Source organism: Nocardioides nematodiphilus (assembly GCF_020216525.1).
GTDB lineage: Bacteria > Actinomycetota > Actinomycetes > Propionibacteriales > Nocardioidaceae > Nocardioides > Nocardioides nematodiphilus.
The window spans coordinates 275,595-292,430 of sequence record NZ_JAIWOY010000004.1 but is presented as its reverse complement, the minus strand read 5'-3'; the positions used below and the strand labels follow the sequence as shown (position 1 = coordinate 292,430).

Sequence of the window (16,836 nt, the reverse complement as noted above, 5' to 3'; positions counted from 1 at the left end):
GAGCGCCATGACAACCGCCATCGTGGTCGGCAACCCGAAGCCGAACAGCCGCACCCTCGCGGCGGCCACCCACCTCGCCACCGAGCTCGCCGGTGCGCCCGACCTCGTCATCGACCTGGCCACCCTCGGCCCGGCGATCCTCGACTGGGCCGACCCGGACGTGACCGACCTGGTCAAGCAGGTCGGCGCGGCCGACCTGGTGATCGTGGCCAGCCCGACGTACAAGGGGGCGTACACGGGGCTGCTCAAGCTCTTCCTCGACCGGTTCGCCGGCGGGACCGGGCTCTCGGGGCTGGCCGTGCCCCTGATGCTCGGCGGCAGCCCCGCTCACTCGCTGGCCCCCGAGCTCACCCTGCGTCCGATCCTCACCGAGATCGGCGCGACCGTCCCGGGCCGAGGGCTGTACGTCCTCGACTCCCAGCACGACGACCCCCCTGCCTATGCCGACTGGCTGAGCGCCACCGCGCCGCTCATCACGACCTATCTGAACGGACGCCCATGACCACCGTGACCTCCGCCGGGATCGACACCGCCGAGCTGTCGACCAATCAGGACCTCGACCCCCGGGCGCTGCGGGACGCCTTCGGCGTCTTCCCGACCGGTGTGGTGGCGGTCGCCGCCATCGTCGACGGCGTGCCGGTCGGCCTGGCCGCCTCGTCCTTCACCTCGGTCAGCATCGATCCGCCGCTGGTGTCGTTCTCGATCGCATCGACCTCCAAGACCTGGCCCGACCTGCGCCGCGCCGAGCACGTCGGCGTCACGATCCTCGCCGAGCATCACGGCGCCGTCTGCCGCCAGCTCGCCGGCGAGCCCGCGGATCGCTTCGAGGGCCTCGCCGTGACGGTCTCCGAGGATGGGGCCGTCACGCTGCCCGACGGCCTCGCGCGCTTCGACTGCACGATCTACAACGAGGTCGAGGCCGGCGACCACACCATCGTCCTGCTGCGCCTGCACGCGCTACAGCAGAGCGTCGGTCAGCCACTGGTCTTCCACCGCTCCGGGTTCGGCCGCCTCGCCGGCTGACCCCCACCAGCCCCTCGCGGGACGGTCCCCAGCACCCGGAGGCCGTCCCGCGAGGTCTCTTTGGCACAGTGGTCCAGGTGAAGGCAGTCGTCGTCGGGGCAGGCATCGCAGGACTCACCGCGGCCCGTGAGCTGGCCGGGGCCGGTCACGAGGTCCTCGTGTACGAGGCCTCCGACCGGGTCGGCGGCAAGCTCCGCACCGAGAGCGTCGCGGGTGTGAGCGTCGACGTCGGCGCCGAGGCGATGCTCGCCCGGCGTCCGGAGGGCGTCGCGCTCGCCGAAGCGCTCGGGATGCCGATCGTGCACCCCACCCGGGCGACCTCGCGGATCCTGTCCTACGGTGCCCTGCGCCGGATGCCGCGATCGATCATGGGCGTCCCCATGGACGTCGAGGAGCTGGCCGCCTCCGGTGTCCTCAGCGCCGACGGCGTCGCCCGGATGCGGGCGGAGGCCGCCCTGGCGGTCGAGCCGCCGGCCGGTGACATCTCGGTCGGCGACCTGGTCGCGGCCCGCTACGGCGACGAGGTCACCGACCGGCTCGTCGAGCCACTGCTCGGCGGCGTCTACGCCGGGCGCGCCCGCCGGATCTCGGCGGCGGCCGCGGTCCCGCAGCTGCTCACGATGCTGGCCAGGGGCGCACTCACCCCGCAGGCCGCCGCGATCGAGCCGTCCACCGCCCCGGTCTTCGCCGGGCTGGCCGGCGGCATGGGCCGTCTTCCGGGCCGCCTCGCCGAGGGCCTGGACGTGCGCCTGTCCACGACCGTCGGGTCCCTCGACGACCTCGACGCGGACGCGATCGTGCTCGCCACCCCGGCCCGACCCACCGCCCGGCTGCTGCGTGACGCCGCCCCCGAGGCCGCCGCGCTCCTCGGCGGCGTCGAGTCCGCGACCAGCGCGGTGGTCACGTTCGCCTTCCGGGCCGCCGACGTCGCCGCCGAGCTCGGGGAGGAGCGCTCCGGCTTCCTCATCCCGCCGGTCGAGCCGACCGCGATCAAGGCCTCCACCTTCTCCTTCGCCAAGTGGGACTGGGTCCGCGCGGCAGGCGCCGCCGAAGGCGTGGTCCACCTGCGCACCTCGCTCGGTCGGGCCGGCGAGACCCTCAGCGAGGACGACGACGCGCTGATCGCCGCCTCCCGTGCCGACCTCGAGACGATCGCCGGCGTCACCGCCGCACCGGTGGACGTGCACGTCCAGCGCTGGGTCGACGGCCTGCCGCAGTACGCCGTCGGTCACCTCGACCTGGTCGAGCGGGTCCGTGCCGACGTCGCACGGGCCGCCGGCGGCACCGGGCGACGGATCGTGGTGTGCGGCGCCGCGTACGACGGCGTCGGCATCCCCGCGGTGATCGCCTCCGCGCGCCGCGCCGCCCAAACGGTCACCGTGACCGTTTGAGCCGAGCGTGACCGTTGCGAAGGGTCACTGTCGCCGCGAAGGGTCACCGTGACCGTTTGAGCCGAGCGTGACCGTTGCGAAGGGTCACTGTCGCCGCGAAGGGTCACCGTGACCGTTTGAGCCGAGCGTGACCGTTGCGAACGGTCACTGTCGCCGCGAAGGGTCACCGTGACCGTTTGGCGCGCGGCAGCCTTGCCGGGTTGTCCCTGGTGGGTGGGACAACCGGCCCGAGATGGTCGTGTCATCAAGGCGGGAACGGCCCGCCGGACACCCACCGGAGCACCCGATGAGCACCCACCTCCACACCTTCGACCCGGCCCGCGCCGACCTCTCCGAGACGGTCTCCGGCCCCAGCCCCGTCGGCCGCGCCTCCCGCGCCTGGGCCGCCGCCGGCATCGGCGCCGGCCTCCTCGGCATCGGCACCGTCATCACCTCGTCCAGCATCAGCGCGGTCTACGACGACAAGCTCGGCGGCAACGCCCAGGGCATCGCCGACAAGCTCGCCGACCTGACGCCGAACATGTTCGCGTTCCACTCGATCACCGCGATCGGCGCGGTGCTCACCGTCGTCTTCGCCGCCGGCCTCTCCGCCCGTCTGCGGGCGGTGGCGCCGAGCAGCATCGCTCCGCTGGTCGCCTTCGCCGGCCTGGTCGGCACCGCGGTCGTCAGTGTCCTGGGCAGCGGCCTGGACACCGAGTTCATGATGACGCTGTCGACGAAGCCGGACGCGATCGTCCCCGAGGCCGCCGTCATGTACAACCACTGGGTCGGCACCATCCCGTGGCTGTTCACCCTCAGCGGCCTGGCGGGCCTGGCGACGTACGTGGTCTCCCGCACCGGCGGGGTGCCGCGCTGGATCGGCCGCACCGGCCTCGTCCTCGGCGGCCTGACCATCGCCCTCGGCGTCTCTCCGCTGGAGTACATGGCCGCCGTCCCCGGCACGCTGTGGACCCTCGTCACCGCCGTCGGGTTCTTCGCCGGCGACAAGAAGTTCCGCACCGCGTGAGCATTCCGTGCGGTCCTGAGTCCGCCGGTCCGGCCCAAACGGGTCCGGGCCGGCGCTCGGCCGTCCAGAATGTGCGCGTGTCCCACACCCGTACGGCTCGCGGGGTGCTCGTGCTCGCCGTGTGCTCCAGCCTGGTCTGCCTCGTCCTCGCGGCCTGGTTCGACCTGCACACGGATGCGGGCGCGCCCGGCGCCGGCTACGCCCCCGGCGTGGGCTCCACGTACGTCCTGATCGGGGTCGTCCAGACGGCGATGGCGATGCTCATCCTGCGTCGCGACCCGCATCAGGGCTTCGGCTGGGGCCTGCTCGGCGCGGGGTTCTTCTGGGCCACCGACGGCCTGTCGCAGTCCTACGTCGAGTTCGGCATCCGTGACGATCACGCGCTGCCCGGCGTGACCCTCGCGGTGTGGAGCCTCATGCGCCTCGGCTCGTTCCTCCCGCTCACGGTGGCGCTCCAGCTCTTCCTCTTCCCGACCGGCCGCTTCCTGCCCGGTCGCTGGCGCGCGGCCAGCTGGGCCGGCGTCGCCGGCATGGTGATCGGGTCCCTCGTCGTCCTGGTCGTCCCGATGAGCGCGCCCGACGGCGTCCGGCTGCCGCCCGATGTCGATCCGAACGCCGGCACGGTGCTGCTCCCGCACGCCGTCGCCGCGGCGATCCAGAACGCCACCGGGGCTCTGACCGTCCTCGGCTTCGTGCTCTCGATGATCTCGGTGGTGGTGCGCTACCGCCGCTCGCGCGACCTCGAGCGCGACCGGATGCGGTGGCTGCTGTGGAGCGTCGTGGTGGTGGCGCTGCTGATCGTGGTCCCGCCCCTGCTGGAGGTCTCGTACGGCGACGCCTTCATCTTCATCCTCGCCCTGGTGCCCTCGATCGGCATGACGATCGCCATCGTCGACCCCGGGCTCGTCTCCATCGAGGCACTGCTCAGCCGCACCTTCGTCTACGCCGCGCTCGCCGTCGTCATCCTGCTGGCCGACCTGCTGGTCCTGGCCGCGCTCACCACGGTGCTCGACGACTCCCTGAGCCAACGCCAGGTCGTGCTCGTCGTGCTGCTCGTCTCGGTGCTGCTCTACGGTCCGCTGCGCCAGCGGCTCATCCGCGGCGTCCAGCGGGTCATGCTCGGCGCGCGCACCGACCCCTTCGACGTCGTCGCCGGCCTGGCCGCCACCCTCGAGTCGACCGAGGAGGGTCCCGAGCAGCTCGCCGCCGTCGCCGTCACGGTGGCCGACGCCTTCCGGGTCCGGTACGTCGCGATCGAGGTGGACCGGGGCAGTGGCGAGCGGCTGATCGCCACCCACGGGACCGCCCCCGAGCAGACCCGGACCGTCCCGATCGTCTACCGCGGCGCCGATGTCGGCCGGATCGTACTGCCCGCGCGAGGCGTGCGCAGCCGGCTCTCGCGCCGCGACGACCAGCTGCTCACCAACCTCGTGCGCCAGGCCGCGATCGCCGCCCGCACCAGCGAGCTGACCGCCGAGCTCCAGGCCGGCCGCGAGCGGCTCGTCACCGCCCGCGAGGAGGAGCGTCGGCGCATCCGCCGCGATCTCCACGACGGTCTCGGGCCCGCCCTGTCGGGTGTGGTCTTCCGCCTGGAGAGCGCCCGGCTCCTGGTCGAGCGCGACCCGGCCACCGCGATCGATCAGATCGCCCAGACCAGCGGCGAGGTCCAGGCGGTCGTCGCCGACGTCCGCCGACTCGTGCACGACCTGCGCCCGCCGGCCCTCGACGACCTCGGCCTGGTCGGCGCGATCAGCCAGCTCGCCGCCGGGCTCGCGCGCGGAGGCCCCGCCATCGAGGTCGAGTCCGGAGGAGTCGACGCGCTGCCCGCTGCGGTGGAGGTCGCGGTCTACCGGATCGTCGCCGAGGCACTCACCAACGTGGTCCGGCACGCATCGGCCACCAGCGTCCAGGTCCGGCTGTGCCGTACGCCCGACGGTATCCGCGCGGAGGTCGCCGACGACGGAACCGGCATCGAGGCCGAGACCACCGCCGGGGTCGGCCTGCGCTCGATGCGCGAGCGCGCCGCCGAGCTCGGCGGCCGGGTGGAGGTCTCCTGTCCCGAGACCGGAGGCACCCTCGTCCGCGCCTGCCTGCCGATCGCCCCCAGCCCGCACGTCACCCCCGAGAACGCCGAGGAGCCCTCATGATCCGCGTCCTGATCGCCGACGACCACCAGATCGTGCGCGACGGCCTCAAGTCGCTGCTCGGCGCGCTCGACGTCGAGGTCATCGGCCTGGCCGAGGACGGCCTCGACGCCCTGCACCAGGTCGACGAGGCCCGGGCGGGGGAGGACGGCCCCGACGTGGTCGTGATGGACATCCAGATGCCCCGCCTGGACGGCCTCGAGGCGACCCGGCGGATCACTGCGCGCCACCCCGGCGTCAGGGTCGTCATGCTCACCATGAGCGACGACGACGAGACGGTGCTCTCCGCGATGCGGGCCGGCGCCAGCGGCTACCTGCTCAAGGGGTCGGGGGCCGAGGAGGTGCACAACGCGATCAAGGCGGCGGCCGCCGGCGGCATGGTCTTCGGCGCCAGCCTCGCCGCCCAGGTCGCGACGTACTTCTCCGGTGTGAGCACCCGCACCGAGGCGCCCGAGCCGTTCCCGGAGCTGACCGAGCGCGAGCGCGACGTGCTCAGGCTGCTGGCCGCCGGTCGCTCCAACGACCAGATCGCGGGCGAGCTCTACGTCTCCAGCAAGACGGTGCGCAACGCCGTCTCCGCGATCTACGGCAAGCTGCACGCGGCCGGCCGCGCGGAGGCGATCATCAAGGCACGCGAAGCCGGGTACGGCCGCGACTGAGCAGCCGGCCGAGCCCTCGGCCCGCGAGCCCGACGACCAGGCAGCCGAGGGACATCCCGATCAGGACCATGAACGCGCCGACCAGCCACAGACCGGTCTCGTCGTCACGCGACGAGGTGATCGACCAGGCGATGGTGAAGCCCCACGGCATCAGCGCGAGCGCGCGCGGGTGGACGAACGTCGCGCCGAGGACGCCGGCACCCAGCAGTGTCAGCACGCAGCCGATCACCTGCCACGCCTCGTACGGCCCGCTCATGACCCCGGTCCGCGGATCGGTCTGATAGCTGGTGTCCCAGCCGAGCCAGCCCCACCAGGAGGCGGCAGCGGCGAGGGCGAGAAGCAGGGCGGTCAGGACGATGGCGGTGCGTGATCGCGTCATGGGCCCCAGCCTCGCGACCGCGTACGGGGTGCGCATGAGTAGGCGTGCTCAACCCGCTGACACAATGGCCCCATGACCGACCCGCAGGCCCACATCAAGACCAACGCCGCGAAGATCAACGAGCTCAACGACACGATCCGGTACACGATGTGGTCGGTCTTCGCCCTCGACGACCTCTTCGAGGATGACGACGACGCCCAGCGCGCCGAGGAGATCGCCGAGCTCGAGGCGCTCCTCACCGCGCTCGCGGAGGAGGACGTGGTCCTGCGCGGCCTCTACGACGTCGCCGGGCTGCGCGCCGACGCCGACGTCATGTTCTGGCTGCACGCGGCGTCGTCCGACCAGCTGCAGAGCGCCTATCACCGGATCCGCCGCACGGCCTTCGGCCAGCGCCTCACCCCCGTCTGGTCGCAGATGGCGCTGCACCGCCCCGCTGAGTTCAACCGCTCGCACCTGCCGGCCTTCCTCGCCGACGAGCGCACCCACGACTACGTCGCGGTCTACCCCTTCATCCGCTCCTACGAGTGGTACCTCCTCGAGGACGCCGAGCGTCGCCGGCTGCTTGCCGAGCACGGTGCGATGGCCCGCGACTACCCCGACGTGCGCGCCAACACGGTGCCGTCCTTCGCGCTCGGCGACTACGAGTGGATGCTCGCCTTCGAGGCCGACGACCTGTCGCGGATCGTCGACCTGATGCGCCACCTGCGCGGCTCGGAGACCCGCCGCCACGTGCGCGAGGAGGTGCCGTTCTACACCGGGCGCCGCGTCGACGTCGCGGATCTGCTCCGCCAGCTCCCGTAGCGCGTCCTTTACGTGTGACGTCCGTTACGGCATGGTTCTCGCTTGTGTGACGGGCCGGCCAGGGAGGGTGGGCCCTGCTCGACCTTGTGGAGGGAACCATGGCCATCGTCGCCGACGAGCGCGCAGCGCTTCCGGACGTACCGCTCGAGTCGAGTGGGCTCGATGACGTCGACCCGGAGCTCGTAGGACCCGAAGTCGCAGGACCCGAGGTCGCAGGGCCCGAGGACGCAGAGCCTGAGGAGGCCGCGCAGAAGGCCGGGTTCGACCTGCTCCGCAAGACCTCGATCAAGCAGCGCCTGTGGGGCCTCACCGCGATCGGCATCATCGTCTTCGCGCTGATGTCGACGATCAGCGTGCTGCGGCTCGCGCCGGTCAAGAGCGACGCCCGCACCACGCAGACGATGCAGAAGGTCGCGGCGCACGTCAGCGAGGCGTACGACCACTTCGCCCTCATGCGCAGCGACCTGCAGGCCTACGTCAACGCGACGCAGTGGAACGTCAACGGCGTGGGCACCTACGCCCAGATGCGCGTCGATGCCTTCGACGCGGACTTCACCGCGGCGACCGCAGCGCTCACCGCGGCCGCCAAGGAGGCGACCCCGCAGACGCAGCAGGCGATCCACGACGTCGCCAGCAAGATCGCGCAGTTCCACGACCTGCTCCCGCAGGTGCAGGCCGACCTCGACGCCGGCCGCACCGACGACGCCCTGGCCAAGATCCTCGACGACACCAGCCCCGCGGTCGACCTGACCAAGGACGTCAACGGCCAGCTCAGCGGTCTGGTCGCCCAGGCCACCGCTGACGCCGGGCACCGCACCGGCCAGGTCGAGAAGGCGGCCGGCAGCCTCGGCAACCTGATGGTGATCATCGCCGTGCTCGGCGCCCTGATCTTCCTCGTGGTCGCCTGGCTGGTCATCGGTCGGATCACGCGCCCGCTGAGCCGCGTGGTCGCGGTGCTCCAGGCGATCGCCGCCGGCGATCGCACCCAGCGCATCGAGTACGGCCGCAAGGACGAGATCGGCTCGATCGCCGACTCGATCGTCGAGGTCGTCGTCTCGCTCGACGAGGCCGACGCCGCGTCCGCCGCGGCCTCGGCGGAGCGCGAGCAGCGCCGCCAGGCCGAGCGTCGGGCGGCCGAGGAGCGGGCCGCCGCCGAGGCGCGCGCCGCGCAGCAGCAGGCCGAGGCCGAGGCCGCGCAGCGCGAGGCCGAGGCACAGCGCGAGCGCGAGCGGCTCGAGGCCGAGCAGGCCGCGGCCGCCGCGGAGAGGGCGCGCGAGCAGGAGCTGGCCGACGCCGAGCGCACCCGGGACCGGGCCGCCGCCGAGGCCGAGGCGGCCCGCGCCGCCGAGACGGCCCGGCTGGCCGAGGAGACCGCGGCCCGTGTCGCGATCGTGCTCGAGTACGTGAAGAAGGTCGCCGAGGGCGACCTGACCGCGACCCTCGAGGTGAGCGGCGCGGACGCCGTCGGCCAGATGGCCGAGGCCCTGCGCCAGCTCACCGACGCGCTGCGCGGCAGCATGGCCCAGATCGGCGAGACGTCCGCCTCGATGGCCACGGCCGCCGAGGAGCTCACCGCGGTGTCGGCCGACATGACCCGCGGCACGGGTCACGCCTCGGACCTGGCCGGCAGCGTCTCCGCTTCCGCGGAGCAGGTCAGCGCGAACGTCGGGGCCGTCGCCTCGGCCGCGGAGCAGATGTCGACGTCCATCCGTGAGATCGCGCGCAACGCCGCCGATGCCTCCACGGTCGCCGGTCAGGCGGTCGAGGTGGCCAACGACGCCCGTACGACCGTCGACTCGCTCGGCGTCTCGTCGGCCGAGATCGGCCAGGTCATCAAGGTGATCACCGCCATCGCCCAGCAGACCAACCTGCTGGCGCTCAACGCCACCATCGAGGCAGCTCGGGCCGGCGACGCCGGCAAGGGCTTCGCGGTCGTCGCCAACGAGGTCAAGGAGCTCGCCGCTCAGACCGCCAGGGCCACCGAGGAGATCGGACAGCGGATCGACACGATCCAGGGCGACACCACCTCCGCGGTCGAGGCCATCACCCGGATCGCGGATGTGATCGGTCAGATCAATGACATCACCGGCACTATCGCCAGCGCTGTCGAGCAGCAGACCGCCAGCACCAACGAGATCGCCCGCTCCGTCAGCGAGGCGGCGTCGGGCGCCAACGGCATCGCCTCCGACATCACCGAGGTGGCGAACGCGACCACCCAGGCACAGTCGGGAGCCCAGGGCACCTCTGCGGCCGCCTCGGAGCTGGCCGGGATGTCGAGCACCCTCGACCGGCTGGTCGGAGCGTTCCGCTACTGAGCCGATCGTCGTCAGACGGGCGTCCGACAGCCACTTCTGGTGGTCGTCCGGACGCTCGTCTTGACGTTGCGCTATGGCGGGCGGCCGAGCGGCCGATGGGACTCATCCATACGATCCGTACTTGGAGGACCCCATGGCCGTCCTGGCCTTCGAGCGCGGCGCAGACCGTTCCGCTCCGCGCCCATCCGACCACCCCGACCGCAGGCCCGTGACCGGACCGGCCGCGCCCGAGCGGCCGGGCGGCCTCCGGGGCCTGCTTCGTCGGGTGAGCATCCGGCAGAAGCTGATCGCCATGGCGGCGATCGCGATCGTCGTCTTCGCCGTGATGAGCACGATCGGGATGCTGCGGGTCGGTCCGTCGCTGTCCGCGAACCAGCTCAACGGCCAGACCGCGGGGTCGATCGCGCAGACCAACGCCGCGTACCAGGCGTGGGTCTCGAGCGACGACATGATGGAGTCCGCGCTCAACTCGCCCGCCATCGAGAAGGAGTCGCCGGGCATCACCGAGACCAGCATCGGCTACGTCGAGGACAACTACCAGGCTGCCATCAAGCACCTGAAGAGCGCGCTCGACGGCGTTCCGCAGGGTGGGGCCGCTTCGGCGGGTGCCACCGCGGCGCTCAACGACCTGCTCGAGCAGGTGACCGCGTACCACAGCACCATCCAGCTCAAGGCGATCGAGGCGTTGAAGGCGGGCGACGACACCGCAGCGTCCCGGATCGCCATCATCCAGGCGTACGACCCCTATCTGAAGATCGACGCCGCGTTCACCAAGCTGATCAAGCTCGCCACCCAGGTCACGCACGAGAACACCTCCTCGATCGACGGCTCGCTCACCTCGCTGCGCAGCACCCTGGCGATCGTCGCGATCGTCGGCGCGATGCTCTTCATCGTCGTCGCCTGGTTCATCATCCGCTCGATCTCGCGTCCGCTGCGCAAGGTCGTCGAGGTGCTGCGTGCCATCGCATCGGGCGATCGCACCCAGCGTGTCGACCACGCCAACCAGGACGAGATCGGCTCGATCGCGGACTCCATCGACGAGGTCGTCGTCTCGCTCGACGCGGCCGACGAGGCCCAGGCCGCCGCGCTCGCCGAGCGCGAGGCGGCCGCCGCCGAGCAGCAGCGCGTGGCGATCGAGCGCGCCGAGCTGGAGGCGCGCGCGGCCGAGGAGAAGGCCGCCGCGGAGGCGGAGCGGGTGGCCCGCGAGGCCCAGATCGAGCGGGAGCGTCTGGAGGCCGAGCAGGTGGCGGCCGAGGCCGAGCGCCAGCGCGAGCAGCAGCTCGCCGACGCCGAGCGTGCCCGGGAGCAGGCCGCCGCAGACGAGGAGCGCGCTCGCGCTGCCGCCGTCGCGGCCCAGGCGGCTGACGACGCTCGCCGCGTCGGCGTCATGCTGACCTACGCCCGAGCCCTCGCCGCCGGTGACCTGACCAGCCACCTCGACGTCGATGGCCAGGACGCCCTCGGCCAGGTCGCCGACGCACTGCGACAGCTCGCCACTGCTCTGCGCGACTCCATCTCGGAGATCGGCCAGACCTCGACGTCGATGGCCGCGGCGGCCGAGGAGCTGACGACGGTCAGCTCCGACATGTCGCGCGGCACCGGTCACGCCTCGGATCTGGCCGGGAACGTGTCGGCGGCTGCCGAGCAGGTCAGCGCCAACGTCGCGTCGGTCGCGACCGCTGCTGAGGAGATGTCGTCCTCCATCCGCGAGATCGCCCGCAACGCCACCGATGCCTCCTCGGTCGCCGCTGAGGCGGTCGTCGTGGCGAACGACGCCCGTACGACGGTCGACTCGCTGGGCGTGTCCAGCGCCCAGATCGGTCAGGTCATCAAGGTGATCACCAGCATCGCGGAGCAGACCAACCTGCTGGCGCTCAACGCCACCATCGAGGCCGCTCGGGCAGGCGATGCCGGCAAGGGCTTCGCCGTGGTCGCCAACGAGGTCAAGGAGCTCGCCTCCGAGACCGCCAAGGCGACCCAGGAGATCGGCGAGCGGATCGAGGCGATCCAGGGCGACACCACCAGCGCGGTCGAGGCGATCACCCGCATCACCGCGGTGATCGGACAGATCAACGACATCACGGGCACGATCGCCTCGGCGGTCGAGGAGCAGACCGCGACCACCAACGCGATCGCGCGCTCGGTGACCGAGGCGGCGAACGGCGCGCACGGCATCGCCAGCGACATCACTCAGGTGGCGAGTGCGACCACCCAGGCGCAGTCCGGCGCTCAGGGCACCTCGGCAGCGGCCTCGGAGCTCTCCGGAATGGCGGTCACCCTTGACCGGCTGGTCGGAGCGTTCCGGTACTGATGGCGTGATGGGGCCGGAACGTGACCAATTCGTTCGCATCGTGACGATGCGCGTGTCACGTTCCGGCCCCGCTGGCCGATACGTACGGGGTAACTCGACGTAAGGACAGATCCATGACCATCGTGGCGCCGCCGCGCGACACCGAGCTCGACCTCCACGACGACGCCTCGGCCGAGGTGATCCCTGAGCAGGAGAGGCGGTCCGGGCTGCTACGCCGGGTGAGCATCCGTCAGAAGCTCATTGCGATGGCGGCCCTCGCGATCGTGGTCTTCGTGGTCATGACCGCGATCGGCGTGATGCGGGTCGGTCCCACGATCAACGCGAATCAGGCCAACACCTCCACGGCGCGTGCGATCGCCGCGATGAACGCGGCCTACACGGCATGGGTCGCGAGCGACGACGACGTCCAGTCCGCCCTCAGCGTGTCGCCGATCGAGTCGGAGGCACCCGGGACCGTCGACGAGATGATCAACGACCTCGCGGGCGACTCCGACTCCGCCCGGTGGCACCTCGGGGCAGCCATCGACGCCATCGGTGACGATGACAGTGCCACCGGACGCGCCGCCATCGCCGGGCTCAAGGCGCTGGAGAAGCTGGTGGACAGCTACCACACCGACATCGAGGTGAAGGCCATCACCGCGATGCAGCAGGGTCAGATGAAGACCGCGGCCCGGATCGCCATGATCCAGGGCAACGACATGTACACCCAGGTCGACGACGGCTTCACCAAGATGACGAAGCTGGCCGGCCAGGCCTCCGCTGAGAGCGCCGCCGCCATCGACGACTCGCTCACCTCCCTCCGGCTGAGCCTCATCGTCGTCGCGGTCCTCGGCTCGATCCTCTTCGTCGGTGTCGCGCTGCTGATCATCCGTTCGATCTCGCGCCCGCTGCGACGGGTCGTCGAGGTGCTGCGGGCCATCGCATCGGGCGATCGCACCCAGCGTGTCGGCCACGCCAACCAGGACGAGATCGGCTCGATCGCGGACTCCATCGACGAGGTCGTCGTCTCGCTCGACGCGGCCGACGAGGCCCAGGCCGCCGCGCTCGCCGAGCGCGAGGCGGCCGCCGCCGAGCAGCAGCGCGTGGCGATCGAGCGCGCCGAGCTGGAGGCGCGCGCGGCCGAGGAGAAGGCCGCCGCGGAGGCGGAGCGGGTGGCCCGCGAGGCCCAGATCGAGCGGGAGCGTCTGGAGGCCGAGCAGGTGGCGGCCGAGGCCGAGCGCCAGCGCGAGCAGCAGCTCGCCGACGCCGAGCGTGCCCGGGAGCAGGCCGCCGCAGATGAGGAGCGCGCTCGCGCCGCCGAGGCTGCTCGGGTGGCCGAGGAGACCGCGGCTCGCGTCGCGATCGTCCTGGAGTACGTGCAGCACGTCGCCGAGGGCGACCTGACGCGAGAGCTCGGCATCGAGGGCGAGGACGCCCTGGGCCGGATGGCCGACTCACTGCGGCAGCTGACCACCGCGCTGCGCGCCAACATGACGCAGATCGGGCAGACCTCGACGTCGATGGCGGCCGCAGCCGAGGAGCTGACCGCGGTCAGCTCCGACATGTCGCGTGGCACGGCGCACGCCTCGGATCTGGCCGGGAACGTCTCGGCGGCTGCCGAGCAGGTGTCCGCGAACGTGAGCACGGTGGCGACCGCCGCCGAGCAGATGTCGGCCTCCATCATGGAGATCGCGCGCAACGCCACCGACGCCTCGACGGTCGCTGCCGAGGCGGTCGTGGTCGCCAACGACGCGCGCACCACGGTCGACTCCCTCGGCGTGTCCAGCGCGGAGATCGGCGAGGTCATCAAGGTGATCACCTCGATCGCTCAGCAGACCAACCTGCTGGCCCTCAACGCCACCATCGAGGCGGCCCGGGCCGGGGAGATGGGCAAGGGCTTCGCGGTCGTCGCCAACGAGGTCAAGGAGCTCGCCTCCGAGACGGCCAAGGCGACCCAGGAGATCGGTGAGCGGATCGAGGCGATCCAGGGCGACACCGTCAGTGCCGTGGAGGCGATCACCCGGATCACCTCGGTGATCGGGCAGATCAACGACATCACGGGCACGATCGCCTCGGCGGTCGAGGAGCAGACCGCGACGACCAACGAGATCGCCCGGTCGGTCAACGAGGCCGCCTCCGGCGCCACGGGCATCGCCGAGGACATCACCCGGGTGGCGAGCGCGACCACGCAGGCCCAGTCGGGTGCGCAGGGCACCTCGGCGGCCGCGGGCGAACTCGCCGGGATGGCCACGGCGCTGGACGGCCTCGTCGGCGCCTTCCGCTACTGAGCGGCACGTTATTTGCAGGGTCGTCCTGTGCTCGACAAGTTGGCGGTGCGATCCCACCGACTGTCTAGCCTGGATCGCCAAGACCTGAGGTGGGGCTGAGCCGCGTGTGGGGCGGCTCAGTCCCCACGTCGGGCGCCTACTCGGCCGCCGGCTCCAGGGTGATGCTCAGGCTGTTGATGCAGTAGCGGTCGCCGGTCGGGGTGCCGTACCCGTCGGGGAAGACGTGCCCGAGGTGCGAGCCACAGTTGGCGCAGCGCACCTCGACCCGCTTCATCCCGTACGAGGTGTCCTCGATGTACTCCACCGTGTCCACCACCGGCTGGTAGAACGACGGCCAGCCACAGCCGGAGTGGAACTTCGTGTCAGATTCGAAGAGCTTCGCCTGGCACGCGCGGCATCGGTAGACGCCGACCGTCTCGGTGTCGGTGTACTCGCCGCGGAACGCCTGCTCCGTGCCCGCCTCGCGCAGCACGTGGTACTCCTCGGGCGACAGCTGCTCACGCCACTCGGCGTCGGACTTCTCCACGTTGTAGGCCACGTCATGATTCTAGGCGGCCGGCGAAGGGCAGTTCGCTACCGGCGACCGCTCGCTTCGTCGCGTAGGTTGACGCCATGGCCAAGGCTGCGGCGGTGATGGTGCCTGTGACGGGTCCGGCGGGGGAGCGCGAGGTCCGGGTCTCCAGCCCCGACCGGGTGGTCTTCGAGGCGACCGAGCGCACCCCGGCGCTGACCAAGCTCGAGATCTGCCGCTACTTCGCCGGTGCCGGCGAGCCGCTGATGCGCGCCATCGGGGAGCGCCCGACCGCGATGGAGCGCTGGCCGGACGGCTGGCGCGAGGGGATGCGGCTGGCGCTCGGACCCTTCGACAAGGACGCCGACGGCTTCTGCCAGAAGCGGCTGCCCAAGGGCGCCCCCGACTACGTCGAGACCGTCGAGATCACCTTCCCCAGCGGACGTACGGCCGACGAGCTGTGCCCCACCGAGCCCGCCGCCCTGGTCTGGGCCGCCCAGATGGGGGCGCTCACCTTCCATCCATGGCCGGTGCGCAGGCCGCTGGTCGACCGCCCCGACGAGCTGCGGATCGACCTCGACCCGCAGCCGGGCGCGGTCTTCGCCGATGCGCAGCGGGTCGCCGAGATCGCCCGCGAGCTCCTCGAGGAGCTCGGGATGCGCGGGTTCGCGAAGACCAGCGGCAACCGCGGCATCCACATCCACGTCCGGATCCGTCCGGAGTGGTCCTTCGAGGACCTGCGCCACGCCGCGATCGGCTTCGGTCGCGAGCTCGAGCGTCGCGACGGGGGAGTCACCACCAACTGGTGGAAGGAGGAGCGGCCGGACGGCTCGATCTTCATCGACTTCAACCAGAACAACCGGGATCGGACCATCGCGTCGGCCTGGTCGGTGCGCGCGAAGCCGGGCGCGCCGGTGAGCACGCCGATGACCTGGGCGCGAATCGCGGAGGTGCGCGATCCGCGCGACCTCAACGTGGTCACGGTCGGCGACTTCCTCGCCTCCGAGGGCGACGCTTGGGCGTCGATGGATGAGCAGGCCTACGGCCTGGAGCCGCTGCTCGAGCTGTGGGAGACACTGCCCGGGGGCGAGCTCAACTACCCGCCGGACTACCCGAAGATGCCGGGCGAGCCGCCGCGGGTGCAGCCCTCGAAGAAGGTCGCCGAGCACTGGGACGACGCGGGGAACAGGATCGCCGAATAGGCCCGGGAAATGAGGCAGGGCCCGCCGCCGTGATCCCCCGATCACGCAGCGGGCCGCTTACGAAACACGAAGCAGTGAGTCCCCCGACCTACTGCTCGGACACGTCCGACGGTGCTTCGACGCCTCTGGCGCGCTCATATCCCTAGGACTGAGTGCGGGTCAAACACTACGGTTGCGCAAGCCTCGATGCGGTGACATCCCCGCCTGCTTCGGTAACAGAACGTATACATTTCCGCGGGAAGCGGGGATGGCGGACCGGCTCAGAAACCGTTGATGCCCTCGCCCTCGCCGGCCTGCTCCTCGAAGGTCTCGTGCTCGAGCAGGTGCAGCACCGGCACGCCGAGCTTGCGGCGCGCCTGGGCGGTCCAGTCGACGTGGAAGAACTCCGCGACCACGTGCGGCCGGGTCAAGATGATGACCTCGCGGCCGTCGATCTTCTTGACGGTGGCGACGAGCGACTCGATCGGCTCCTCGACCAGACCGCCGACGGCCGTGGCGCCGTCCTTGGTCAGCGCCGCGAGCGTCGTCGCGAGCTCGGCCTGGGCCCGGTCGCGGGCGTCCTTCTCCACCTCGGCCAGGTCGACGTTCTCGGCCAGGAGGGCCGGCGCGCCCAGCAGCTCGCTGCTGGGCATCGAGCCCATCGCCGCCTCGATCCGGGCCGCGGCGTCCTCCACGGGCAGCAGCACGTGGTAGACCACCGGGTCCTCGATGCCCTCATGCAGGGAGTGGACCCGCGCGGCGTCGGCGGCGCTCAGCGCCTGCTCGACGAGGAGGACGACGTCGTAGGTCGCCTTGGTGCTCTCAGAGTCAGCCATGGCCCTGACACT

14 protein-coding genes are annotated in these 16,836 nt (G+C 71.6%); 11 read left to right on the top strand and 3 right to left on the bottom strand.

Annotation, left to right across the window (positions count from 1 at the left end; genetic code table 11):
* Window positions 1-7: 7 nt before the first annotated feature.
* The 6 genes from KSO98_RS09500 to KSO98_RS09475 all read left to right on the top strand — a co-directional run bounded on the left by KSO98_RS09500 (window position 8) and on the right by KSO98_RS09475 (window position 6,223).
* The gene (locus KSO98_RS09500) at window positions 8-502 is read left to right on the top strand and encodes an NADPH-dependent FMN reductase (RefSeq protein ID WP_225285161.1); all 495 of its coding nucleotides are present in this window, start codon (window positions 8-10) and stop codon (window positions 500-502) included.
* Complete coding sequence (locus KSO98_RS09495; RefSeq protein WP_225285159.1) at window positions 499-1,023, top strand: flavin reductase family protein; 525 nt, start codon at window positions 499-501, stop codon at window positions 1,021-1,023. The genes KSO98_RS09500 and KSO98_RS09495 overlap by 4 nt, the downstream gene beginning before the upstream one ends.
* 77 nt (window positions 1,024-1,100) lie before the next feature.
* Entirely contained in the window at window positions 1,101-2,414 is a 1,314-nt protein-coding gene (locus tag KSO98_RS09490; RefSeq protein WP_225285158.1) for a protoporphyrinogen/coproporphyrinogen oxidase, read from the top strand.
* Window positions 2,415-2,700: 286 nt separating this feature from the next.
* On the top strand, window positions 2,701-3,420 hold the full coding sequence (locus tag KSO98_RS09485; protein ID WP_225285157.1) for a hypothetical protein: 720 nt from the start codon (window positions 2,701-2,703) through the stop codon (window positions 3,418-3,420).
* A 77-nt stretch (window positions 3,421-3,497) separates the two neighbouring features.
* Window positions 3,498-5,567, top strand: a complete 2,070-nt coding sequence (locus KSO98_RS18880) for a sensor histidine kinase (RefSeq protein WP_225285156.1) — start codon at window positions 3,498-3,500, stop codon at window positions 5,565-5,567.
* Window positions 5,564-6,223 carry a response regulator transcription factor gene (locus KSO98_RS09475; protein ID WP_225285154.1) on the top strand — a complete coding sequence of 220 codons (660 nt, stop codon included), beginning with the start codon at window positions 5,564-5,566 and terminating at the stop codon, window positions 6,221-6,223. Before KSO98_RS18880 ends, KSO98_RS09475 begins: the two co-directional genes overlap by 4 nt.
* On the opposite strand, the gene KSO98_RS09470 is transcribed toward KSO98_RS09475, so the two are convergent.
* Window positions 6,189-6,602, bottom strand: coding sequence for a hypothetical protein (locus tag KSO98_RS09470; RefSeq protein WP_225285153.1), 414 nt, complete (start codon window positions 6,600-6,602; stop codon window positions 6,189-6,191). The genes KSO98_RS09475 and KSO98_RS09470 overlap by 35 nt on opposite strands.
* A 72-nt stretch (window positions 6,603-6,674) precedes the next feature.
* Here KSO98_RS09470 and hemQ point away from each other — a divergent pair, with 72 nt between their 5' ends.
* From hemQ to KSO98_RS09450, 4 genes are all read left to right on the top strand, one after another.
* The gene (hemQ, locus tag KSO98_RS09465; RefSeq protein ID WP_225285151.1) at window positions 6,675-7,403 is read left to right on the top strand and encodes a hydrogen peroxide-dependent heme synthase; all 729 of its coding nucleotides are present in this window, start codon (window positions 6,675-6,677) and stop codon (window positions 7,401-7,403) included.
* Between the two features lie 98 nt (window positions 7,404-7,501).
* On the top strand, window positions 7,502-9,718 hold the full coding sequence (locus KSO98_RS09460; RefSeq protein ID WP_225285150.1) for a methyl-accepting chemotaxis protein: 2,217 nt from the start codon (window positions 7,502-7,504) through the stop codon (window positions 9,716-9,718).
* Window positions 9,719-9,839: 121 nt separating this feature from the next.
* Complete coding sequence (locus KSO98_RS09455) at window positions 9,840-12,029, top strand: methyl-accepting chemotaxis protein (RefSeq protein ID WP_225285149.1); 2,190 nt, start codon at window positions 9,840-9,842, stop codon at window positions 12,027-12,029.
* A gap of 113 nt (window positions 12,030-12,142) precedes the next feature.
* On the top strand, window positions 12,143-14,296 hold the full coding sequence (locus tag KSO98_RS09450; RefSeq protein ID WP_225285148.1) for a methyl-accepting chemotaxis protein: 2,154 nt from the start codon (window positions 12,143-12,145) through the stop codon (window positions 14,294-14,296).
* A 136-nt stretch (window positions 14,297-14,432) separates the two neighbouring features.
* On the opposite strand, the gene msrB is transcribed toward KSO98_RS09450, so the two are convergent.
* Complete coding sequence (msrB, locus tag KSO98_RS09445; RefSeq protein ID WP_225285146.1) at window positions 14,433-14,834, bottom strand: peptide-methionine (R)-S-oxide reductase MsrB; 402 nt, start codon at window positions 14,832-14,834, stop codon at window positions 14,433-14,435.
* Window positions 14,835-14,908: 74 nt separating this feature from the next.
* On the opposite strand from msrB, the gene KSO98_RS09440 reads away from it, so the two are divergent.
* A complete protein-coding gene (locus tag KSO98_RS09440) occupies window positions 14,909-16,009 on the top strand; it encodes a DNA polymerase domain-containing protein (RefSeq protein ID WP_225285145.1) in 1,101 nt (366 codons plus the stop codon).
* A 260-nt stretch (window positions 16,010-16,269) separates the two neighbouring features.
* Here KSO98_RS09440 and KSO98_RS09435 read toward each other — a convergent pair whose 3' ends face one another.
* Window positions 16,270-16,824: a hypothetical protein gene (locus KSO98_RS09435; RefSeq protein ID WP_225285144.1), complete on the bottom strand. Its 555-nt coding sequence runs from the start codon at window positions 16,822-16,824 to the stop codon at window positions 16,270-16,272.
* Between the last annotated feature and the right edge of the window lie 12 nt (window positions 16,825-16,836).